Annotated in this window: 21 protein-coding genes; 11 read left to right on the top strand and 10 right to left on the bottom strand. The window is 70.6% G+C overall.

The genetic code is table 11. The features are described 5' to 3' along the window. The first annotated feature begins 170 nt into the window (after positions 1-170). Together dnaB and AVW11_RS09535 are read left to right on the top strand one after the other, a co-directional pair. The gene (dnaB, locus tag AVW11_RS09530) at positions 171-1,634 is read left to right on the top strand and encodes a replicative DNA helicase (RefSeq protein WP_031156067.1); all 1,464 of its coding nucleotides are present in this window, start codon (positions 171-173) and stop codon (positions 1,632-1,634) included. A 9-nt stretch (positions 1,635-1,643) separates the two neighbouring features. Beyond that, entirely contained in the window at positions 1,644-3,029 is a 1,386-nt protein-coding gene (locus AVW11_RS09535; protein WP_076043744.1) for a serine hydrolase domain-containing protein, read from the top strand. A gap of 214 nt (positions 3,030-3,243) precedes the next feature. Here the strand turns inward: AVW11_RS09535 and AVW11_RS09540 are convergent, their stop codons facing one another. Both AVW11_RS09540 and AVW11_RS09545 read right to left on the bottom strand, forming a co-directional pair. Next, positions 3,244-3,705, bottom strand: coding sequence for a GNAT family N-acetyltransferase (locus AVW11_RS09540; protein WP_107052206.1), 462 nt, complete (start codon positions 3,703-3,705; stop codon positions 3,244-3,246). A gap of 15 nt (positions 3,706-3,720) precedes the next feature. Beyond that, positions 3,721-4,608: a GNAT family N-acetyltransferase gene (locus AVW11_RS09545; RefSeq protein WP_234362137.1), complete on the bottom strand. Its 888-nt coding sequence runs from the start codon at positions 4,606-4,608 to the stop codon at positions 3,721-3,723. A 151-nt stretch (positions 4,609-4,759) separates the two neighbouring features. On the opposite strand from AVW11_RS09545, the gene AVW11_RS09550 reads away from it, so the two are divergent. Together AVW11_RS09550 and AVW11_RS09555 are read left to right on the top strand one after the other, a co-directional pair. After that, positions 4,760-5,410: an HAD family hydrolase gene (locus tag AVW11_RS09550; protein WP_060177166.1), complete on the top strand. Its 651-nt coding sequence runs from the start codon at positions 4,760-4,762 to the stop codon at positions 5,408-5,410. Positions 5,411-5,434: 24 nt separating this feature from the next. After that, positions 5,435-6,739 (top strand): globin domain-containing protein, encoded by a 1,305-nt coding sequence (locus tag AVW11_RS09555; protein ID WP_381784162.1) that lies wholly within the window; start codon positions 5,435-5,437, stop codon positions 6,737-6,739. Positions 6,740-6,802: 63 nt separating this feature from the next. Here AVW11_RS09555 and AVW11_RS09560 read toward each other — a convergent pair whose 3' ends face one another. The 5 genes from AVW11_RS09560 to AVW11_RS09580 all read right to left on the bottom strand — a co-directional run bounded on the left by AVW11_RS09560 (position 6,803) and on the right by AVW11_RS09580 (position 10,473). Further along, positions 6,803-7,282, bottom strand: coding sequence for an NUDIX domain-containing protein (locus AVW11_RS09560; RefSeq protein ID WP_030839379.1), 480 nt, complete (start codon positions 7,280-7,282; stop codon positions 6,803-6,805). A 60-nt stretch (positions 7,283-7,342) separates the two neighbouring features. Next, positions 7,343-8,248 (bottom strand): LysR family transcriptional regulator, encoded by a 906-nt coding sequence (locus tag AVW11_RS09565; RefSeq protein ID WP_076043746.1) that lies wholly within the window; start codon positions 8,246-8,248, stop codon positions 7,343-7,345. A gap of 175 nt (positions 8,249-8,423) precedes the next feature. Next, positions 8,424-9,593: a cystathionine gamma-lyase gene (locus AVW11_RS09570; RefSeq protein ID WP_076043747.1), complete on the bottom strand. Its 1,170-nt coding sequence runs from the start codon at positions 9,591-9,593 to the stop codon at positions 8,424-8,426. After that, positions 9,590-10,081, bottom strand: coding sequence for a low molecular weight protein-tyrosine-phosphatase (locus AVW11_RS09575; RefSeq protein ID WP_076043748.1), 492 nt, complete (start codon positions 10,079-10,081; stop codon positions 9,590-9,592). The genes AVW11_RS09570 and AVW11_RS09575 overlap by 4 nt, the downstream gene beginning before the upstream one ends. Positions 10,082-10,092: 11 nt before the next feature. Then, a complete protein-coding gene (locus tag AVW11_RS09580; protein WP_030839390.1) occupies positions 10,093-10,473 on the bottom strand; it encodes a phage holin family protein in 381 nt (126 codons plus the stop codon). An 89-nt stretch (positions 10,474-10,562) separates the two neighbouring features. On the opposite strand from AVW11_RS09580, the gene AVW11_RS09585 reads away from it, so the two are divergent. The 4 genes from AVW11_RS09585 to AVW11_RS09600 all read left to right on the top strand — a co-directional run bounded on the left by AVW11_RS09585 (position 10,563) and on the right by AVW11_RS09600 (position 12,824). After that, the gene (locus AVW11_RS09585) at positions 10,563-10,880 is read left to right on the top strand and encodes a cupin domain-containing protein (RefSeq protein ID WP_030839393.1); all 318 of its coding nucleotides are present in this window, start codon (positions 10,563-10,565) and stop codon (positions 10,878-10,880) included. Between the two features lie 147 nt (positions 10,881-11,027). Next, positions 11,028-11,255 carry a DUF5326 family protein gene (locus AVW11_RS09590; protein WP_030839397.1) on the top strand — a complete coding sequence of 76 codons (228 nt, stop codon included), beginning with the start codon at positions 11,028-11,030 and terminating at the stop codon, positions 11,253-11,255. A 284-nt stretch (positions 11,256-11,539) separates the two neighbouring features. After that, a complete protein-coding gene (locus AVW11_RS09595; protein ID WP_276209058.1) occupies positions 11,540-12,277 on the top strand; it encodes an IclR family transcriptional regulator in 738 nt (245 codons plus the stop codon). 97 nt (positions 12,278-12,374) lie between these two features. Next, the gene (locus AVW11_RS09600; RefSeq protein WP_030839402.1) at positions 12,375-12,824 is read left to right on the top strand and encodes an SsgA family sporulation/cell division regulator; all 450 of its coding nucleotides are present in this window, start codon (positions 12,375-12,377) and stop codon (positions 12,822-12,824) included. Positions 12,825-12,866: 42 nt separating this feature from the next. Here AVW11_RS09600 and AVW11_RS09605 read toward each other — a convergent pair whose 3' ends face one another. Beyond that, positions 12,867-14,249, bottom strand: coding sequence for a YibE/F family protein (locus AVW11_RS09605; protein WP_076043759.1), 1,383 nt, complete (start codon positions 14,247-14,249; stop codon positions 12,867-12,869). 208 nt (positions 14,250-14,457) lie between these two features. Between AVW11_RS09605 and thiC the strand changes: the two genes are divergently transcribed. Continuing rightward, positions 14,458-16,251, top strand: coding sequence for a phosphomethylpyrimidine synthase ThiC (gene thiC, locus AVW11_RS09610; protein ID WP_030839408.1), 1,794 nt, complete (start codon positions 14,458-14,460; stop codon positions 16,249-16,251). Positions 16,252-16,401: 150 nt separating this feature from the next. Next, positions 16,402-16,899: a hypothetical protein gene (locus AVW11_RS09615; protein WP_143568825.1), complete on the top strand. Its 498-nt coding sequence runs from the start codon at positions 16,402-16,404 to the stop codon at positions 16,897-16,899. Positions 16,900-17,290: 391 nt separating this feature from the next. Here the strand turns inward: AVW11_RS09615 and AVW11_RS09620 are convergent, their stop codons facing one another. Next, on the bottom strand, positions 17,291-18,379 hold the full coding sequence (locus AVW11_RS09620; protein WP_063898447.1) for a glycosyltransferase: 1,089 nt from the start codon (positions 18,377-18,379) through the stop codon (positions 17,291-17,293). 262 nt (positions 18,380-18,641) lie between these two features. On the opposite strand from AVW11_RS09620, the gene AVW11_RS38010 reads away from it, so the two are divergent. Beyond that, a complete protein-coding gene (locus AVW11_RS38010; protein WP_216825334.1) occupies positions 18,642-19,463 on the top strand; it encodes a hypothetical protein in 822 nt (273 codons plus the stop codon). Between the two features lie 19 nt (positions 19,464-19,482). On the opposite strand, the gene AVW11_RS09630 is transcribed toward AVW11_RS38010, so the two are convergent. Continuing rightward, entirely contained in the window at positions 19,483-20,304 is an 822-nt protein-coding gene (locus AVW11_RS09630) for a membrane protein (RefSeq protein WP_030839419.1), read from the bottom strand. Between the last annotated feature and the right edge of the window lie 16 nt (positions 20,305-20,320).

Consider the following 20,320-nt stretch of genomic DNA (forward strand, 5'->3'; position numbering starts at 1 on the left):
GTGGATAACAAGATTGGCTGACGCCGCTCGCGGCCCTACCGTGGTGCGTTGCCCGACTCGCCGACAGCCGATCCGGGTGCCCCATATGTCAGAGCCGTGCCGTAGAAATGCCGCACGGCGAGGTCCGCGTTGCGGACGGGAGGAGGCGGCCCGTGAGCATGCCCGAGCCCATGGACGACCCCTGGGCCGACAGCGGTCCCAGTGACCGTCTGCCCGCCCGTCCCCGCCGCAACAGCGAAGGCCGGGGCCGCGGAGACGAGCAGCACGACCGGGGTCGCGAGGGCGGCTCCTGGGACGGTGGCGGCGGCGGCTTCGAACGCGTTCCTCCGCAGGACCTCGACGCCGAGCAGTCGGTCCTCGGCGGCATGCTCCTCTCCAAGGACGCCATCGCCGACGTCGTCGAGGTCCTCAAGGGCCATGACTTCTACCGGCCCTCGCACGAGACGATCTACCAGGCCATCCTCGACCTGTATGCCAAGGGCGAGCCGGCCGACCCGATCACCGTCGGCGCCGAGCTGACGCGGCGCGGCGAGATCAGCAAGGTCGGCGGCGCCTCGTACCTGCACACGCTGGTCCAGTCCGTGCCCACGGCGGCGAACGCCGAGTACTACGCGGAGATCGTCCACGAGCGGGCCGTCCTGCGGCGCCTCGTCGCCGCCGGTACGAAGATCACGCAGATGGGGTATGCGGCCGACGGCGACGTCGACGAGATCGTCAACAGCGCCCAGGCCGAGATCTACGCCGTCACCGAGCAGCGGACCTCCGAGGACTACCTGCCGCTCGGCGACATCATGGAAGGCGCCCTCGACGAGATCGAGGCCATCGGTTCGCGCAGCGGGCAGATGTCGGGCGTGCCCACCGGCTTCACCGACCTGGACTCCCTGACCAACGGCTTGCACCCGGGCCAGATGATCGTCATCGCCGCCCGTCCGGCCATGGGCAAGTCCACGCTCGCCCTGGACTTCGCCCGGGCCTGCTCCATCAAGAGCAACCTGCCCAGCGTGATCTTCTCCCTCGAAATGGGCCGCAACGAGATCGCCATGCGCCTCCTGTCGGCCGAGGCCAGGGTGGCCCTGCACCACATGCGCTCCGGCACGATGACGGACGACGACTGGACCCGGCTGGCCCGCCGGATGCCGGACGTCTCCGCCGCCCCCCTCTACATCGACGATTCCCCCAACCTCTCGATGATGGAGATCCGGGCCAAGTGCCGTCGGCTCAAGCAGCGCAACGACCTCTCGCTCGTGGTCATCGACTACCTCCAGCTCATGCAGTCGGGCGGCTCGCGCCGTCCCGAGAGCCGTCAGCAGGAGGTATCGGACATGTCCCGAAACCTGAAGCTCCTGGCGAAGGAGCTGGAGGTTCCGGTGATCGCGCTCTCCCAGCTGAACCGTGGCCCGGAGCAGCGAACCGACAAGAAGCCGATGGTCTCCGACCTGCGTGAGTCGGGATCGATCGAGCAGGACGCCGACATGGTGATCCTGCTCCACCGTGAGGACGCCTACGAGAAGGAGTCCCCGCGCGCCGGTGAGGCCGACCTGATCGTGGCCAAGCACCGTAACGGCCCGACCGCGACGATCACGGTGGCCTTTCAGGGCCACTATTCGCGCTTCGTGGACATGGCCAACACGTAGCATCCGATCATGGATGAGCTTGCCGAGGACCTTGAACTGCTCCCCGCCACCCGGCGTGCGCTGAGGCACCGGATCGCCGTCGCCCAGAGCACGGGACGAGCCCCGTCGGTCGCGGCTGCCGTGCTGCGCGGCGGGGAGGTGGTCTGGGAGGGCTCCCGGACCTCCGTCGAGGGGCACGGTCCCGACGGGAACGTGCAGTACCGGATCGGGTCGATCAGCAAGACCTTCACCGCCGTCCTCGTCATGCGCCTGCGGGACGAAGGGCTCCTCAGGCTCGAGGACCCGCTGGAGGAGCACCTCCCGGGCACCGCCGCCGGCCGGGTGACCATCGCCCAACTCCTGGCACACACCGGAGGGCTGGCCGCGGAGACCCCCGGCGAGTGGTGGGAGCGCACTCCCGGCGCGCAGCGTCCCGAGCTCGCGGACGTGCTGGGCGAGGAGCCCTTCAAGCTCACCCCGGGCAGCAGGCACCACTACTCCAACCCCGGCTACACCCTGCTGGGTTCGCTGGTGGAGGCACTGCGCGGCAAGCCTTGGGAAGAGGTCCTGCGGGCCGAGGTGCTGGAGCCCCTCGGCCTGGAGCGTACGAGCGGCCGGCCGCAGGCCCCGCACGCGGGCGGCTGGGCGGTGCACCCCTGGGCCGACGTGATGCTGCCCGAGCCGCTCGAGGACCTGGGGCTGATGGCCGCGGCCGGCCAGCTGTGGTCCACGACCCGGGACCTCGCACGGTTCGCCGACTTCCTGATGCGCGGTGACGAGCGGGTGCTGAGCGCGGAGTCCGTCCGGGAGATGCGCCGGCCGGCGGCGCCCCCGGAGCCGGGGTTGGCCGACCTCGGCTACGGGCTGGGGATGCAGCTGATGGCCCAGGGCGCACGCAGGCTGGCGGGCCACAGCGGCTCGCTGCCCGGGTTCGTCGCGGGGCTGTGGCTGAGCGAGGACGACGACGTCGCGGCGGTCGTGCTGGCCAACTGCACGTCGGGGCTGCCGGCGGCGGCTGTGGCCGCCGACCTGGTCGCGATCGTGGCGGATGCAGAGCCCCCGTTCCCGCGGCCGTGGCGGCCGTTCCGGGAGGCGGACCGGGTGCCCCTGGAGCTGTGCGGCCCCTGGTACTGGGGGACTTCGCCCCAGGTGGTCCGGCTCATCGCGGACGGCTCGCTGGAGTTGGCCCCCGTCGGCGGTACGGGGCGTACGGCCCGGTTCCGGTCCCGGCCCGACGGCACGTGGACCGGCCTGTCCGGGTATTACGCAGGCGAGACGCTGCGGGCGGTGCGCCGCGAGGACGGCTCGGTGAGCCACCTCGATCTGGCGTCCTTCGTGTTCACCAGGGAGCCCTACGACCCCGGCGCCCCGGTGCCCGGCGGGGTCGACCCGCAGGGTTGGCGCGGCATCGGCTGACGGCCCGGGGAGCCTCTCAGGCGACGAGTTCACGCTCCAGCGGACGCCGCTTCCGCGACCGTCGCGGCGCGGGCCTACGGAGCCAGGCGGTGGCGTCGGCCGAGCCGGTTGCGGCGCTCGGTGGTGCTGAGGAGGGGGAGACCGGCGCTCGTCCTCCCGATCGTAGGCCGGGCCGCCGGCGCAGCTGCCCGGCCCGGCCGACGTTCCGGCACGGTCAGAGCTGCAGCTTGAAGCCGACGTGTGACGCCGTGAACCCGAGTCGTTCGTAGAAGCGGTGTGCGTCGGTCCGGGTCACGTCCGACGTGAGCTGGACGAGCGAGCAGTTCTCGGCGCGGGACTTCTCGATCGCCCACTCGATGAACCGGGTGCCCAGTCCGCTGCCGCGCTCGTCCGCATGGACACGTACGCCCTCGATGATGGCGCGGGTGGCTCCCCTGCGGGAGAGGCCCGGGACGACCGTCAGCTGGAGGGTGCCCACGACACGGCCGGCCCGGACGGCGACGACCACATGCTGGTTCGGGTCGCCGACAAGACGTTTCAGGGCCGCACGGTAGGGGGTGAGGTCCTCCGGGGACTCGCGGGTGGCGCCGAGTGGGTCATCGGCCAGCATGGCGACGATGGCAGGCAGATCGGCGTCGGTCGCGGGCCGGATCGTCGGCTCGGGAATCTCGTTCATGAGGAAAGCCCTTTCTCAGCCCGCGGCCACGGTCAGCGGCGCCCAGCGGCGGGTCCAGTCACCGGGCAGTTCGGGGATGTCCCTGGCCATCACGGCGTTGAAGGCGACGGACTCCAAGCCGCGTTCCTTGAGCCACGCGAGCAGTTCCCCGTGCCGTACGTCGATGTCGGTGCGCAGTGCACGGTCCGTGCCCTCGGCGAGGGCGGTGATCAAGGCCTGGGCGGTTTCGGTGTCGCGGGCGATCAGCGGGCCGATGACATGGGTGTGCATATTGGGCCAGGCTGCGGCGTATCCGGTGAGCGTGCCGTCCCTCCCGCCGTCCTCGGCGACCAGCAATTGATCGGCGAAGGCGGGCAGCCGCGTGATCATGTGCGTGCGGTCCGCACCGAAGACTTCGGCGTCCAGGCGCAGGATCCGCGGGAGGTCTTCTGCGACCGCCCGCCGGACCTGTGTGCCGTGGGGGTCGGAAGGGCCTTCCTGACGGAAGGTGCCCACCAGCATCTCGGCGCGGCCCGTGGTCTTGAACCCGAGCTCTTCGTAGAGCGGGAGCCCATAGGGCGTGGCGTGGAGGGTGAGTGGCACGCCCTTGAGTACGTCGTTGCAGACATGGGTCATCAGGGCGCGCCCCAGACCCTGGCGGGCGTAGCGGTCGGCCACGAGGACCATGCCGATGGCGGCGAGTCCGGGGCCGGCGGGGAGGCTGCCGTACCGGGTGACGACGCACGCGGCGGCGAGCCCCCGGCCGTCCGGGGCATCGACGCCGAAGCCGTTGCCTGCTGCGAGCAGCAGCCCCCACTTGTGCTCCTCGCGGAGCCAGCCACGATCTTCGGACAGGTCGGCGCAGCGGCGGAGATCGTCCACGGTCAGCGCCCGGATCGGCAGATCGGTGATGTGTGGTGTCACCGGCCCAGACTGGATCATGGACTGGGAGCCGTCCAGAGGATTTGGGGTCGATGTTTCACGTGAAACATGAGCGACGGGGCGGTCGTGCCGGTCGATGTTTCACGTGAAACACGGTGTTTCACGTGAAACCAACCCACTAGCCTCGATGGCTATGACGCGCCTGCACCTCTTCGACCTCGACGGAACGCTGATGTACGGCTCGGCGGCTCCGGTGGAGATCTCCCGCCAACTCGGGGTGGGTGCCGAGATCGCCCAGCTGGAGCGGTCCTTCGCCGCTCGTCAGATCGGGCCGCACCAGTTCTCGGTGGCGGTACACGCGTTGTGGGCCGAGCTGACGCCCGCGCATGTCAGGGCGGCGTTCGACGGGGCGCCCTGGCTTGCGGGGATCCGGGACGTCTGGCAGGAGATCCGCCGGCGCGGCGAGTACTGCGCGGTGGTCTCCCTGTCGCCGTCCTTCTTCGTGGAGCTTCTGCTGGAGTGGGGCGCTCATGCCGCCCACGGGTCCGTCTTCCCGGAAGTGCCGTTCACCCGGCCGGTTGAGGAGGCCGGGATCCTGACTCCCGAGGGCAAGGTCATGGTGGCCGACCGGTTGTGCGAGCAGTTCGGCGTGACGCGCAGCGACTGCGTGGCGTACGGGGACTCGGGGACCGATATCCACCTCTTCGAGGCGGTGTCCGTCTCGGTGGCGGTCAACGCGCGGCCGCACCTGGCCGCGCGTGCGACCCACGTATACCAGGGCCGGGATCTGCGGGAGGCATACCAGATCGTGGCGGTGGCACGCCCGGAAGTTGACGCATCTTAGGAGGAAAGTGGGTTCGAAACGCGGATTTTCCGCGTTTCCCCGCAGGCCTCTGGGGCGGGTGGCACGCTGTGGAACCGGGAACCACGGATTCATGACCGTGGCGTGTGCAGACCGACCGAGATGCTCGAAGCGAGGCACCGCATGGACGCTCCGCCCACCAGATCGGCCAGACGCGAAGCGGCCCGGATACCCTCCGAGGGCGGCGCGGCCGAGCCCTCACCGGATGCAGTACTCATCCGCCGGACCCTCGCGGAGATCGCCCCGGTCGCCGACAAGGTGACCTCGTACTTCTACGCTCTGGTCTTCACCGGGCATCCGGAAGTACGGGGCATGTTCCCGGCAGCCATGGACACCCAGCGCGACCGACTGCTGAAGGCGCTCCTGACCGCCGCCGAGCACATCGACAACCCCGAAGTGCTCGCCCCCTACCTCTGCCGCCTCGGTACCGGGCACCGCAAGTACGGCACGATGGCCGGTCACTACCCCGTGGTCGGCGAGGCCCTCGTCGGGGCGCTGGCCCGCTTCGCCACGCGGAGCTGGGGTCCGGAGACCGAGGCCGCGTGGGTGCGGGCGTACACCGCGATCTCCCAGATCATGATCGACGCCGCGGCGGAGGACGAGGTGAAGCGTCCCGCGTGGTGGCACGCGGAGGTGGTCTCCCACGACCTGCGCACCCCGGACATCGCCGTGCTGACCGTCCGCCCCGACCAGCCGTACCCCTTCCTGGCCGGCCAGTACGCGAGCCTGGAGACCCCGTGGTGGCCGCGGGTGTGGCGGCACTACTCCTTTGCTTCGGCCCCGCGGGCCGACGGACTGCTCACCTTCCATGTCAAGGCAGTCCCCGCGGGCTGGGTCTCCAACGCGCTGGTACGCCACGCCCGCCCCGGGGACGTCCTGCGCCTGGGGCCGCCGGCCGGGTCGATGGTGGTGGACCACACCACGGACAACGGGATGCTGTGCCTGGGCGGGGGCACCGGTATCGCCCCGATCAAGGCGCTGATCGAGGATGTGGCCGGACACGGGGAGCGGCGGCCCGTGGAGGTGTTCTTCGGGGCGCGCAGCGACAGCGACCTGTACGACAAGGACACCCTGCTGGGGCTGCAGCGCTCGCACCCGTGGCTCTCGGTCCGGCCGGTGGTCGGGGACGGGCTGGCGGGACAGCTGCCGCACGCCGTGGGCGAGCACGGGCCGTGGAGCTCGTACGACGCGTTCATCTCCGGCCCGCCCGCGATGATCCGCAGCGGGGTCGACGAACTGCTGCGCATCGGAATCCCCGGCGAGCGGATCCGGCACGACGCGGTCGAGGAACTGGTGGGCATCGCCGGGTGAGACCGGCGGGCACGGCCGGTCCGGGACCGGCGGCAGCCCACCGGACCCGGACCGCGAGGGGCCTCAGCCCAGATCGGGCGCGTGCATGGCGCGCACGCCCTCGATGTTGCCGTCCAGGTAGTGCCGCAGCGACAGCGGGACGAGGTGGACCGCGGCGATGCCCACCCGGCTGAAGGGCACGCGGACGATCTCGTACTCGCCCTCGGGCTCGTCGACCTCGGGGCCGTGCCGGAGGCCGGGGTCCATGGATTCGAGACGGCAGACGAAGAAGTGCTGCACCTTCACGCCGGTCACCCCGCCGCCGGCGATGTGTTCGACGGTGTCGACGAAGCAGGGCACAACATCGGTGATCTTCGCGCCGAGTTCCTCGTGGACCTCTCGGTGGAGGGCGTCGACGACGGTGGCGTCCGAGGACTCCACTCCCCCGCCGGGGGTGACCCAGTACGGGTCGACGCCGGGCTTGGTGCGCTTGATGAGGATCAGGTCGTCACCGTCGAGCAGGATCGCGCGAGCGGTGCGTTTGACCACGGGACGTTCGGTCATGGGAGAAGAGTGGCCCGCCGCTCCGCTTCTGAAACGCGCCACGGGCCGGAAACAGGGGGCTCACCAGTGCACGGCGGCATCCAGCAGCCGCTCGCGGGCGCGGGCGAGGTGGGCGAGGGAGGGGCTCCCCGTCCGCAGCACCAGGAACCAGGTGCGCAGCGGTGGTACGGCAGGCTCGGCCACGGCGGTGATCCGGCCGCTGTCGAGGGCGTCCTGGCACAGGTAGCGGGGCAGCACGGCGAGCCCCGCGCCCGCCATGACGCATTCCAGTACGCCGCGCAGGTCGGGTGCGACCACGGTGGCGGCGAGGGACCTGGCGTCCGGCAGGGTGTCGAAGACGGCGCTCCAGTACCGGGTGACGAGCGGCAGGGTCTCGTGGACCTCGACCAGCGGGATGCCCTCCAGCGCTGCGGGGCCGTCGTCCCGCAGCCGGTCCGTGTCGACGAGGGCGGCCCAGTAGGGCGCTGCGACCAGCACGTGCTCCTCGTCGCACAGGGCGGTCGCCGTGAAGGGCCCGCCGCGGGGCCGGGCGGTGGTGACGACGAGGTCGTGGTGGCCGGCGGCGAGCCCGTCGAGGACGGTCGCGGAGTCGCTCTGCAGGGTGGCGCGCAGGGTGTGGCCCTGGCCCACGAGGGGCGCGAGGGCGGGAAGCACCCGCAGCGACAGGAACTCGGCGGGCCCCGCGACGTGGAGGGACCGCAGCCCGCCCGCGTCCTCCCGCTCGGACTCGGTGATCCGGAGCAGGGCGTCGAGGTGCGGGGCGGCCTTGTGGGCGAGTTCGTCGCCGACGGCGGTGGGAGTGACCCCGCGGGCCCGGCGGTGGAACAGCGGCCGCCCCAACTGGCGCTCCAGCGTGCGGATCTGCGAGGTCACGGCGGGCTGGGACAGCCCGAGGAGGGCGGCGGCGCGCGTGAACGAGCCCGCCCGGTGAACGGTGACGAAGGTGCGCAGCAGGGCCAGATCCATCGCGACACCTCTCGGTGGGGGCCTACAACTATAAATATGCAGATAGGCCCCTGTCGCTACCGTGATTGGACTCTGACGCAGAGTCAACTAGCCTTGTCGCGTGGTTCTTCGCGCGCGGAACCCGGGGCGGTCCGAGCCACTAGGGGGGAGGCTCGGACCGCCTTCCACCTCGTGTTCAGCGGTCGACTCCGGCCGGGTCGAGGGCACGGTCGAGTGCCCGCAGGACGTCCGCGACCAGGTCCTCGGTGTCCTCGGCTCCCGCGGAGAAGCGGATGAAGCCCTCGGGTACGGCGTCGCCGCCCCACCGTCCGCGCCGCTCGGCCGTGGACCGTACGCCACCGAAACTCGTGGCGTCCTCGACCAGGCGCAGGGCGGCCATGAACCGCTCCGCGTGGGCCCGGCCGGGCAGGGTGAAGGAGACCACCGAGCCGAAGCCGCGCATCTGGCGGGCGGCGGTCTTGTGGGAGGGGTCCATGGTCAGCCCCGGGTAGCGCACCCCGCTCACCTCGCGGCGGTCGCCCAGCGCCTCCGCGACGGCCTGGGCGTTGGCCCACTGGCGCTGGGCGCGCAGCTGGATCGTGGCCAGCGATCGGTGGGCGAGCCAGGCCTCCATGGGCCCGGGGATCGCGCCGACGATCTTGCGCCACCCCCTGACGCGGGCCGCGAGTTCGGGGTCGCGGCACACGACGTACCCGAGCAGCAGGTCGCCGTGGCCGGTGAGGCCCTTGGTGCCGCTCGCCACGGAGAAGTCCGCCCCGAGCTCCAGGGGCCGCTGTCCGAGTGGCGTGGCGAGGGTGTTGTCCACGGCGACCAGGGTCCCGCCGGCGTGGGCGGCCTCCGCGAGACGCCGTACGTCGCACACGTCGAGCCCGGGATTGGACGGCGTCTCGATCCACAGCATCCGGGCCCCGTCGAGGACCTCGAGCTGGGCGTCCGCGCCGGTGGGCGCGGTGCGGACGTGGATCCCGTAGGCCTCCAGCTGTTCGCGCAGGAGGGGCAGCGCCTGGTAGCCGTCGTCGGGCAGGACGACGGTGTCGCCGGTGCGGGCCTGGGAGAGCAGGACGGCGGCGATCGCCGCCATGCCGGAGGCGAAGACGACGGTGTGCACGTCCTGGCCGGGGGCCTCCAGCTCTCCGATCGCCCGTTCCAGCAGGGTCCAGGTCGGATTGGTGTCGCGGCCGTAGGCGTACGGGCCCTCGACGTCTCCGGGGAGGTGGAAGTGGGCGGCGAAGACCGGCCCCGGCAGGGGCGGTTCGTTCTTGACGACCTCGGGCAGGCCGGCGCGCACGGCGCGGGTGCCGTCGCCGATCGGCTCGCCGGGGCCTTCGGGGTAGTGCTCGTTCACGGGGTGTGCTCCTTCATCGCCTCGCGTACGGCGTCCAGCAGTCCGGGGCTCGCCGCCTCGACGAGCTCCAGGCACTCCTCGAAGCCGTCGAGCGACCCGTAGTAGGGGTCCGGCACGTCGTGCTGACCGGCCGGGGCCGCCGGATCGTAGGACCGCAGCAGGCGGACCTTCGCGGCGTCCTGCGCAGTGGGTGCGAGGGCCCGCAGGTCGCGCAGGTGCCCGGCGTCGAGCGCGATGACGAGGTCCAGGCGGGAGAACCAGGAGGAGCGGAACTGCCGGGCGCGGTGGTCCTGGGTGTAACCGGCGGCCTCCAGGACGGAGACGGTGCGCGGGTCGGCACCGTCGCCCTCGTGCCAGCCGCCCGTCCCGGCGCTGTCCACCTCGACGAGGGCGCCGAGGCCGGCCCGTGCCACATGGGCGCGGAAGACGGACTCGGCCATGGGGGAGCGGCATATGTTGCCCGTGCAGACGAAGCAGACGCGGTACATGTGCAGCCCGGTCAGTCGTTGTCGGGAAGGACCAGGTTGGCGGCCCAGGAGACGATGGAGATGATCAGGCCGCCGATCAGCGCCGACCAGAAGTTGTCCACGTGGAAGCTCAGGTCGAACTGGTCGGCCAGCCACGAGGTCAGCAGCAGCATCAGCGCGTTCACGACGAGGGTGAACAGGCCGAGCGTGAGGATGAACAGCGGCAGCGACAGCAGCTTCACCAGGGGCTTGACGATGAGGTTGACCAGGCCGAAGAGCAGGGCGACCAGGATCAGGGTCAGTGTCCGGCGGCCCATCGTGCTGCCGTCGTCCAGGGTGATGCCGGCAACCAGCCAGATGGCCACGGCCAGGGCCGCCGCGTTGGCGAGCGTCTTGACTACGAAATTCGTCATGTGTCTGATCGTGGCAGAGAAGATCCCGGTGGGACATCCGCAGATCAGCGGATGCGAGGGAACGATCGAGTACAAGGGGCACAACGACGATGAAAGCCTTCCGGCTTGACGAGCTCGAAGCGGAGCGGGCCGCCAACGACGGCGCCTATCTGCAGTTCCTGCGCGAGCGGAACATGTCGGTCGGGCTGTACGCGCTCGACGCCGGCCAGATCGATCCGCAGCGGCCGCACGGTCAGGACGAGGTGTACTTCGTCGTCAGCGGGAGGGCCGCGATCACGGTCGGGGAGGAGACCACCACCGTGGCGCGCGGCAGCGTCGTCTACGTGCCGGCGGGCGTCCCGCACAAGTTCCACCACATCACCGAGGACCTGAAGGTGATGGTGGTGTTCTCCCCGCCGGAGGGCTGAGCGGCCCGGGTGAGGGTCGCGCCCCTGCTCCCCCTAAGGGGCGGATCAGGGGACTGCGAGGGCTCGCGGGCCCCGATCGGGGCCCGCGGACTCCTAGCATCGAAAGCAGGAAGTCACGGACGGGAAGACCAGGAAGAGGTCGAGGACATGAACGGGATCCGGGAGATATTCGCAGGCATGCCCTGGTGGGTGAAGTGGGTCGCCGTTCCGCTGCTGGCGCTGTTCGTGTTCGGCGGTGTCATCACCAGCATCCTGGGCGCGCTGATCTCGTTCGCCTTCAAGCTGCTGCTCTTCGTCGGCCTCGTCGGCGGTCTGATCTTCGCCGTGAAGAAGCTCGGCGGCGGACGTTCGAAGTCCTCCTCCACCGAGTGGTAGGTGACGGGCGGGGGCGGTTCCCTCGTTAACCCAGCTGAGGGAACCGGACGCCCTGAACCGCTCACAGCCCCGGAATCGGTGGATAGAGTCGCGAACTGTGCCGTTCCTGGGCACGAGAGCCGGCGGCACCGCCTGACCTGTGGTGACGCCGACGACCCGCCGAGCGCGACCCCCAGGACCCGGCATGAGCGGGGGCGGCCCCCGCGGGGCGGGCCACCCCTGAAGGCCCGCCGCCACGCCTGGGGGTGAGCTTGTCTCCGGTCCACAATGCGGGTGTGCCGACACTGATCGGTTCGGTGCAGAGGGCGCTGAGGCTGCTCGAAGCCGCGGGATCCCACAGCGGGGGAGCCCCGGCGAAGCAGCTGGCGCGTGAGGCCGGGCTCCCGCTTCCCACCGCCTACCACCTGCTGCGCACCCTGACGCACGAGGGCTATCTGCGCAGAGAGGGCGGAGTCTTCGTACTCGGTGCCGCGGCCGGCAGGCTGGCCGGCGGGGGCCTCCAGCAGAAACGTCGCACCATGATCCGCGACTCGCTCGCGCACTTCCGCGACGCGGTCGGGGCGCCCGTCTACTTCGCGGTCTACCGCGAGGGTGAAATCGAGGTCGTGGGTGTCTCGGACACCCCGGGCAGTCCGGCGTGCGAGGAGTGGGCCGACTTCCGTGCGACGGGATTCGCGCATGCGATCGGGCAGTGCCTGCTCGGCCAGCTCGACGAGAGCGGGCGCAGGGACTATTACGACCGCCATCCGGTAGAGGCCATCACCCCTTATACCGTGCGTGATCTGCGCGCGCTGGAGAACCGGATCGGGGCCCTGGGGCGAATGCAGCCTGTAATCGAACGGCAGGAATATGCCTTGGGCACGGTCTGTGCCGCCATCCCCATCACCGCCGGAGATACGGCCGCCACGATGGCCATTTCTTTGCCCCTGCACCAGGAAGATCGATTGCTGTATGTAGTCGATCGGCTACGGAGTGAAGTAGGCGCGCTGTTGAGCACCCTCTCGTTCTCTATCAGTATCTGAAAACTCACTCCTTGTGATCCGCATGCGCTTCCACCACTCTTGTCAAGAGGGCCCTGGGGGATCATTCCTGGCCACTTCCACTACAGCGGGGTAGGCAATGCGCGAGTCCGTACAGGCAGAGGTCATGATGAGTTTCCTCGTTTCCGAGGAGCTCTCGTTCCGGATCCCGGTGGAACTCCGGTACGACGCCCGTGACCCCTACGCAGTCCGCCTGACCTTCCACCTTCCCGGAGACGCGCCCGTGACCTGGGCGTTCGGCCGGGAGTTGCTCCTCGACGGCATCAACAAGCCCTGCGGTGACGGCGACGTGCACATCGCCCCCACCAGCCCCGAGGAGCTGTCCGACGTCCACATCCGGCTCCAGGTCGGCGGCGACCGGGCCCTGTTCCGGGCCGGCGCGGCGCCGCTCGTCGCGTTCCTCGACCGCACCGACCGGCTCGTTCCGCTCGGACAGGAGCGGAGCACGGGCGATTTCGAGGAACACCTGGACGAGGCGCTCGGCAGAATCCTGGCCGAGTCGAAGCAGAACGAGCAGAACGCCGGCTGAACCGCCGCCCGGACCGGCCCACCACCCGGGCCGAACCGCCGTTCAGCGCTTGCGCCGTCGGCCCCGGCCGCCGCGTACCGGTCCCGAGCCCGGTGCGACGGCCGGGGATTCCGGCCGGTCGGCCGAAACCACCAGCGCGGCCAGCGCCGTGGTCACGGGCACCGAGGCCACCAGCCCGATCGAGCCGACGAGGGTCCGTACGATCTCCACCGCGACCAGCTCGCTGTTGGCCACCGAACCCATGCTGCTGTTGGCGATCGAGAACAACAGGAGCAGCGGGAGCGCGGCGCCCGCGTAGGCCAGCACCAGGGTGTTGACCACCGACGCGATGTGGTCGCGGCCGATCCTGATGGCGGCCCGGTACAGGGACCGCGGGCCCATCGACGGGTCCGCCTGGTGGAGTTCCCAGACCGCCGAGGTCTGGGTGACCGTCACGTCGTCGAGGACGCCGAGCGATCCGATGATGATCCCGGCGAGCAGCAGGCCGCTCATGTCGATGTCCGGGTAGAGCCCGTGGATCAGACCTGTGTTGTCGTCGGTGTTGCCGCTGAGGAACGCCCAGTCGATGAACACCGAGCCCAGCAGGCCGATCAGCAGCAGCGACACGAGCGTGCCCAGGACGGCCACCGAGGTGCGGGCGGTCAGGCCGTGGCACATGTAGAGCGCGATCAGCATGATCGCGCTCGCCCCGACCACCGCGACCACCAGCGGGTTCGACCCCTGGAGGATGGCGGGGAGGATGAAGAGCGTCAGCACGCCGAAGCTGACGACCAGCGCGATCAGCGCGAACAGCCCGCGCATCCGCCCGACCAGGACGACCGAGAGCGCGAAGATGCCGGCCAGCACCGCCAGCGGGAGCTTGCGGTTCACGTCGATCACCGAGTACTGGAGGTCGCGGGGCGCGTCGGGGGCGTACGCCACCACCACCTCCTGACCGTCCGCCAACTGCCGCGGCGCGCCCGGTTGGACGATCTCCACGAAGGTGCGTCCCTTGTCCGGGCCGCTCCCGATCTCGACGGTGGCCTTCTTGCAGTCGCCGGTCTGCGCGGGCCGGGCCCCGCCGCCCGCCGGGGTGGACCCCTCGCCGGCCGGCGGCACCTGCGAGGCGTTCACGGATTTGCAGTCGACGAGTTCCAGCGAGACGACCTTGGCCTGCTGGGTCTGCCGGTCGAAGCCCACCCCGCTGCGCTCGTGGTCCGGCGTGCCGCCCGGCCAGAGGACCGCCAGGCCGACGAAGACGGCGACGGCGAAGGGGATCAGGACGGCCGCGATGACCTTGCGCAGGTGCTTCGAGACAGGGGCGGCCGGCCCGTGACCGTGGCTGTGGGAGTGGCCGGAGGAAGGCCCGTTTCCCGTGTGTGCGTGGCCGGAGTGGCCGTGGGGGTCGGTGGGCTCGGTGGGGGGCTGCGGCGAGGACGTCACCAGCAGATCATCGCAAGAGATGAGGGGGCCCACTGTTCAGCACGCCATGGATGACGCTAGCGTGGGGGCTACTTTGCACAACGCGGGAGCTCGGAGCACCGGGCTGAGAGGGCGCTGATCACCGTACGCGATCACGAATGCGTACGGGAGGAGGCTGCGTCGACCGCCGAACCTGTTACCGGGTAATGCCGGCGTAGGGAGATCAGGTCTCATGACCATTCAGGACGCACGCACGCCTGCCGTCAGCCAGGACGCCGACGGCACGACCGAGCGCAAGCCGGGTTGGCACAAGGGCTACGTGGCGGGCTCCCGCCCCGACATCCGGGTGCCGGTCCGCCAGGTCCACCTCACCAACGGCAAGGACGTGACGCTCTACGACACGTCCGGTCCGTACACCGACCCGCAGATCGAGACCGATGTGCGGCGGGGCCTCGCGCCGCTGCGCGAGAACTGGATCATCGGCCGCGGCGACACCGAGGAGTACGCCGGCCGTCCGGTCCGCCCCGAGGACGACGGCATCAAGCACACCTCGCCGCGCGGCGGTCTCAAGAACCTCGACGCCGTCTTCCCGGGCCGCCCCCGCCAGCCCCGCCGCGGCCGGGACGGCGCCGCGGTCACGCAGCTCGCGTACGCCCGCCGGGGCGAGATCACCCCGGAGATGGAGTACGTCGCGATCCGCGAGAACGTCTCGCCCGAGGTCGTCCGCGAGGAGATCGCCGCGGGTCGCGCGGTGCTCCCGGCGAACGTGAACCACCCGGAGATCGAGCCGATGATCATCGGCAAGAAGTTCCTGGTGAAGGTCAACGCCAACATCGGCAACTCCGCCGTCACCTCCTCCATCGAGGAGGAGGTGGAGAAGATGACCTGGGCGACCCGCTGGGGCGCGGACACGGTCATGGACCTCTCGACCGGCCGCAACATCCACACCACCCGCGAGTGGGTGCTGCGCAACTCCCCCGTGCCGATCGGCACCGTGCCGCTCTACCAGGCGCTGGAGAAGGTCGACGGCAAGGCCGAGGACCTCACCTGGGAGATCTACAAGGACACGGTCATCGAGCAGGCCGAGCAGGGCGTCGACTACATGACGGTCCACGCCGGCGTGCTCCTGCCCTACGTGCCGCTGACCGCCCGCCGCAAGACCGGCATCGTCTCGCGCGGCGGCTCGATCATGGCCGCCTGGTGCCTGGCGCACCACAAGGAGAACTTCCTCTACACGAACTTCGAGGAGCTCTGCGAGATCCTGGCGACGTACGACGTCACGTACTCCCTGGGTGACGGCCTGCGTCCCGGTTCCATCGCGGACGCCAACGACGCGGCGCAGTTCGCGGAGCTGAAGACGCTGGGCGAGCTCAACACCATCGCCAAGCGCCACAACGTCCAGACGATGATCGAGGGCCCGGGCCACGTCCCGATGCACAAGATCAAGGAGAACATCGACCTCCAGCAGGAGATCTGCGAGGAGGCGCCGTTCTACACGCTCGGCCCGCTGACCACGGACATCGCGCCCGCGTACGACCACATCACCTCCGGCATCGGCGCCGCGATGATCGCCTGGTGGGGCACGGCGATGCTCTGCTACGTCACGCCCAAGGAGCACCTGGGTCTGCCCAACCGGGACGACGTGAAGACCGGCGTGATCACGTACAAGATCTCGGCGCACGCCGCGGACCTCGCCAAGGGGCACCCGGGCGCCCAGGAGTGGGACGACGCCCTGTCCGACGCGCGGTTCGAGTTCCGCTGGGAGGACCAGTTCAACCTGGCCCTGGACCCGGACACGGCCCGTGAGTTCCACGACGAGACCCTCCCTGCCGAGCCGGCCAAGACCGCGCACTTCTGCTCCATGTGCGGTCCGAAGTTCTGCTCGATGAAGATCAGCAGAAGCATCACGGAGCAGTTCGGCGGTGAAGCGGACGCCACCCCGGAGGAGATCGAGGCCGGGATGCTGGAGAAGTCCAAGGAGTTCGCGGCCTCGGGCAACCGGGTCTACCTGCCGCTGGCGGACTGACACCGGGTGGGCCGGCGAGCGTACTGCTCCGGGAGGTGAAGCGGCTCCCGGAGCAGCGCGTCGTCACTGGTCCGGGTCCTGCCGCCCGTCGGCCCACTGGTCGATCCGCCTGGTGTCGGGTGCCTGGAGGTGATCGCTAGGCTCCGCGTCATGAAGGTGCGGAAGGTGCGTAAGGTGCTGGTGTTGGGGCTGCTGGGTCTGACCGTCCTGGCGGGTTGTGGCGTGGCCGGCGTCTGGGCCGCTTCCGGGGGGTTCTACGGCTGCACCTTCAGGGACGAGGCGTTGGCAGAGGAGCTGGCGGCGTTCGCCATCCTCGATGTCCGTCCGCCGGATGCACCGAAGTCGGGCAAGCGCTACTCGAATTGTGACGAGGACGACGGCTTCGCCGCCGCCGGTCAGTACTACGAGCACACGGGTCCCCGTGAGGAGTTGCTCGCCTTCTACCGTGCCACGGCGGCGAAGGACGGATGGCAGCCGGGCCGTGACAGGCGCGACGGCCTGTGCTTCTCCAAGCCGTACGGCACTGTCACCGCCCATCTGTCGGTGTGGTTCCCGAGCTCCTACGGCATGGAGGGGGAGCCTCGGGCGAACGCCGAGGAGTACGGCCTGGAGGTGACTGCGAGCCACGATGGCTCGGCGTGGTGCTGACGGCCCGCCAGATGCGGGCGGCCTGGCGGAGGAGTCCGCCGAGTCCGCGGCTCGGGCGACGCGCGTCTCCACCTGCCGCCGGCCGACGGAGACCGGTCCGGCAGACCGGTCCGGCAGGCCGGCCACGGGGCGGACCCGCGACCCATGGGGGGAGTCGCGGGACCGCCCCGTTCCGCGTGCTGCGCAGGAACGGAGGAACGGAGACGGTCGGCGCAGGGCCGGCGCGCTCGCGCCCCTCTGCTCCGGTCCTCCGGGGGCAGGCACTGCACGGCGGACACGATGCGCGAAGCTCACCTGAACCGCTCCCGCCGGCAGAGCTCGTGCCGAGGGGCCGGACGCGTCCCGGGCCGTGGACGCCTCCGGCCCCTCGGCCGTGCGGGAGCGGCGGCCGTCAGGCCACCACCTGGTACTCCGGGCCCAGCTTGGCCAGGGCGAACGCGCGGTTCTCGCCGACCCGTTCGCGCTGGCCCTGCGGAAGCCCGCCCTCCCGCAGGAGGCGTTCGCAGCACTCCAGCGACTCCTCGTACGCCCCGACCCAGTACGCGGCCACCGCGAGCTCGTCGAGCGCGCGCCACTCGTACCAGTCGAACTCGACGAACAGGATGTCCTCGGGGCGCGGGATCCGTGCCGCCTGACGGGCGAACAGGTACGCCAGCTCGAAGCGGCCGTCGAGACGGCAGAGGCGGGCCAGATCGCCGAGTGCCTCGGCCCGCCCGGGGCGGCTCTCGTGGGCGCGGAGGTAGCGGTCCATCACCTCGGCCGGCGGGCGCCGGAGGTTCGCCGCGAGCCGTGCCGCGTAGAGCCGGGCGCAGAAGGCCTCCTCGGCGAAGCCGCCCATGGCCGCCCTCCGGTCGTAGGCCGCCAGGGACTTCTCCGGCTCGCCCGCGTCGCGCCAGCTCTGGGCCAGGTAAAAGGCGTAGCGGGCATTCTCCGGCTCTTCGAGCAGCCCCTTTTCGAGGATCCCGGCATCGCGGAGGTACTTCTCCCGGTCCCCTCCTTCGCCTTGCCGGGCTCCGCCGCCGATGACGCGGATATGGAAGCCTTCGAGAACTCCGCGGGTGAACGGCACCTCGCAGTCGAGGTACTCGTGCAGGACGCCGACGTATTTCCACGGCAATCGGGTGGAGACCAGAGCGGGCCGCCAGTGGATGACCGGCCGGTGGTGCACCGCGATGCCGTAGGAATCGAAGGTGAGCTCGGGCATGCGGAATCCGGGGTCCACCTCGATCACGTCGTCCGCGTCGACGAACAGCAGGTAGTCGGCGCTGGAGCGGGCCAGCTCGATCGCCTCGCTGCGGCTTCCGTCGAATCCCTTCCAGGGGCGTTCGTGCAGGACACCGGGGAGATCGCCGAGGAATTCCCGGATGATCTCCTGGGTGCCGTCCGTCGACCCGGTGTCGACGATCACCCAGGAATCGATCAAGGGGCGCACGGATTCGAGACAGCGCCTGATCACCGCGGCCTCGTTCTTTACGATCATGTTCAGACAGACTTTTGCGTTCAAGGATCCCGTCCACGGGGTGGGGGTGAAGACGACCGTGAGGCGACCGTAGGGACCCTGCCGGTGGCGTTCAAGGAAGCCACGGTCCGAGCCGCCATTGGGGCTCTGCCGCTGGTCCGATGAGATGACTGCCGAGCGAGGCAACCGGTGCTTCCAATCCGATTTACCGACTATGGGCGAGGCGGCCCGTCCCGGGCCGATCGCGCATCGTCGGATTCGGTTTCAAGAAGGAGCGGCGGATATGAGCCCCGTGAACAGGACCAGGTCACCCCTCGGCCCGGTGGCCCGGCGGAGTGCTGTGGTGAAGGGAGGCACGCTGGCATCGCTCGCACTGGTGGTGGCGGGAATCGCCAGCCCGGCGTTCGCCACCGCGCAGGGCGTCCAGGCGGCCACGACGGTCCGGTCGGCGAGCCCGACCGGCGGCGGTGACTGCACGGCGAAGAAGAGCACGAAGCACGATCCGATGATGGCGGACACCCAGGCCGGACCGCGCGGCGGCGGTGACGACTGCGAGGGCCAACGCGGGCCTACGGGCCCCAGGGGCCCGCGCGGCCCGCAGGGCGAGCCGGGCGAGGACGGAGCCGACGGCGCGACCGGTGCCACGGGTGCGACGGGTGCGACGGGCGCGACGGGCGCCACGGGTGCCACAGGTGCGACCGGCGCGGGCCAGTGCACCGACATCGCCGCCTACAAGCCCAGTGCTGCCACTGAGGTCAAGTCCGTACTGATCGACGGTCAGGCCTGGGTCGGCATCCGGAGCCTCACCCCGGCTCCGCCGGACGACTTCACGTGGTACGACCTCAGCGACAACACGGACTTCCCCGAGGGGGCGTGCGGCATCTCGGTCAGTGACCAGGCCGGTCTCGTCAACGTGGAGACGGTGGCTCCCAACGGCAGGGTCTGGGAGACCACCTGCACGGTGAACCCGGGCAACAACCCTCCGACCCTCACCTGCAACGACGACTGGACGCCGGTGAACGCGCTGGTCGAGACCCCGCCGCCGCTGCGCAGTCGGCCCCTGGAGGGCGCGGATCCCAACCACCTGTCCAAGACGCTGAAGTAGACCGCCGGGCCGGCCGGAGTCACAGCTCCGGCCGGTGCTCGGGGCCGCCGAAGTCCGGGCTCGTGAAGTCCGGTGGCGTGTAGCCGGGCGGGGATCCCTGCGACGGGGTTCCCGGGCTGGTGAAATCGGGCCGGGTGTACCCCAGACTGGGGATGCGCCCGGCCCCCGGCGTGCGGGGGGTCGGGAAGCCCGGGCCCGCGCTCGGGTCGGCCAGCGCGTCCCGCAGGAACGGGATGATGCCGCGCTCCAGCAGGGCGTGCCGCCAGGCCTCGCGGGCCCGCGCCACCTCGTCGGGTATCGCCTCGGTCTCGTCCGCGGCCACCTCGGTCGCACTGTTGCGGACGGCCGTGACCAGCAGCCCGATCACGGCGAAGAGCAGGGCGGCCGCGGTGAGCGCCCCGAAGAGCCAACCCGCCGTCAGCATGGTCTGCGCGAAGGCCGGTTCGGGCTCGATCAGCTTCAGGATGTAGCCGACGAGCAGGAAGATCAGCATGGCGGTGCCCGCCAGGACCGGCGCGAGGACCGCGACCACGGCGCTGACGCCCGCGCCGCCACCGCTGTCGCGGGTGTCGTCCTCGTCCCCCCTCGCGGCGGGTGCGCAGAGCGCCTCGTCGCGGCGTTCCTCGCGGACCTTCACGTAGTGCCCGTACTCGGCGGCCGCCGCGGCCGCCAGCAGGGCGCTGGCGCCCTGGGCCATGGTGCGCAGCTGTTCGGCGTTCAGCCGTTCGCCGAGCGTGGCGAGCTCGGGCCGTTCGCTCGCGGCGCGCAGTGCCTCGTCGATGAGCCGCTCGAACTCGGGTCGGTCTTCGGTCAGCAGGTGCGGAGCGCTGGTCATGTGCATCCCCCGATGCTCCGTA

Origin of the sequence: Streptomyces amritsarensis (assembly GCF_001953875.1) — a bacterium.
Classification (GTDB): Bacteria; Actinomycetota; Actinomycetes; order Streptomycetales; family Streptomycetaceae; genus Streptomyces; species Streptomyces amritsarensis.

What these genes read in the sequence shown, in the direction of transcription:
- AVW11_RS09540 (WP_107052206.1), bottom strand. Translation starts at nt 3,705, where the DNA reads ATGAACGAGATTCCCGAGCCGACGATCCGGCCCGCGACCGACGCCGAT.
- AVW11_RS38010 (WP_216825334.1), top strand. Translation starts at nt 18,642, where the DNA reads ATGAGCCCCGTGAACAGGACCAGGTCACCCCTCGGCCCGGTGGCCCGG.
- AVW11_RS09535 (WP_076043744.1), top strand. Translation starts at nt 1,644, where the DNA reads ATGGATGAGCTTGCCGAGGACCTTGAACTGCTCCCCGCCACCCGGCGT.
- AVW11_RS09575 (WP_076043748.1), bottom strand. Translation starts at nt 10,081, where the DNA reads ATGTACCGCGTCTGCTTCGTCTGCACGGGCAACATATGCCGCTCCCCC.
- AVW11_RS09620 (WP_063898447.1), bottom strand. Translation starts at nt 18,379, where the DNA reads ATGATCGTAAAGAACGAGGCCGCGGTGATCAGGCGCTGTCTCGAATCC.
- thiC (WP_030839408.1), top strand. Translation starts at nt 14,458, where the DNA reads ATGACCATTCAGGACGCACGCACGCCTGCCGTCAGCCAGGACGCCGAC.
- AVW11_RS09550 (WP_060177166.1), top strand. Translation starts at nt 4,760, where the DNA reads ATGACGCGCCTGCACCTCTTCGACCTCGACGGAACGCTGATGTACGGC.
- AVW11_RS09600 (WP_030839402.1), top strand. Translation starts at nt 12,375, where the DNA reads ATGCGCGAGTCCGTACAGGCAGAGGTCATGATGAGTTTCCTCGTTTCC.
- AVW11_RS09565 (WP_076043746.1), bottom strand. Translation starts at nt 8,248, where the DNA reads ATGGATCTGGCCCTGCTGCGCACCTTCGTCACCGTTCACCGGGCGGGC.
- AVW11_RS09590 (WP_030839397.1), top strand. Translation starts at nt 11,028, where the DNA reads ATGAACGGGATCCGGGAGATATTCGCAGGCATGCCCTGGTGGGTGAAG.
- AVW11_RS09560 (WP_030839379.1), bottom strand. Translation starts at nt 7,282, where the DNA reads ATGACCGAACGTCCCGTGGTCAAACGCACCGCTCGCGCGATCCTGCTC.
- AVW11_RS09585 (WP_030839393.1), top strand. Translation starts at nt 10,563, where the DNA reads ATGAAAGCCTTCCGGCTTGACGAGCTCGAAGCGGAGCGGGCCGCCAAC.
- AVW11_RS09580 (WP_030839390.1), bottom strand. Translation starts at nt 10,473, where the DNA reads ATGACGAATTTCGTAGTCAAGACGCTCGCCAACGCGGCGGCCCTGGCC.
- AVW11_RS09630 (WP_030839419.1), bottom strand. Translation starts at nt 20,304, where the DNA reads ATGCACATGACCAGCGCTCCGCACCTGCTGACCGAAGACCGACCCGAG.
- dnaB (WP_031156067.1), top strand. Translation starts at nt 171, where the DNA reads ATGGACGACCCCTGGGCCGACAGCGGTCCCAGTGACCGTCTGCCCGCC.
- AVW11_RS09615 (WP_143568825.1), top strand. Translation starts at nt 16,402, where the DNA reads ATGAAGGTGCGGAAGGTGCGTAAGGTGCTGGTGTTGGGGCTGCTGGGT.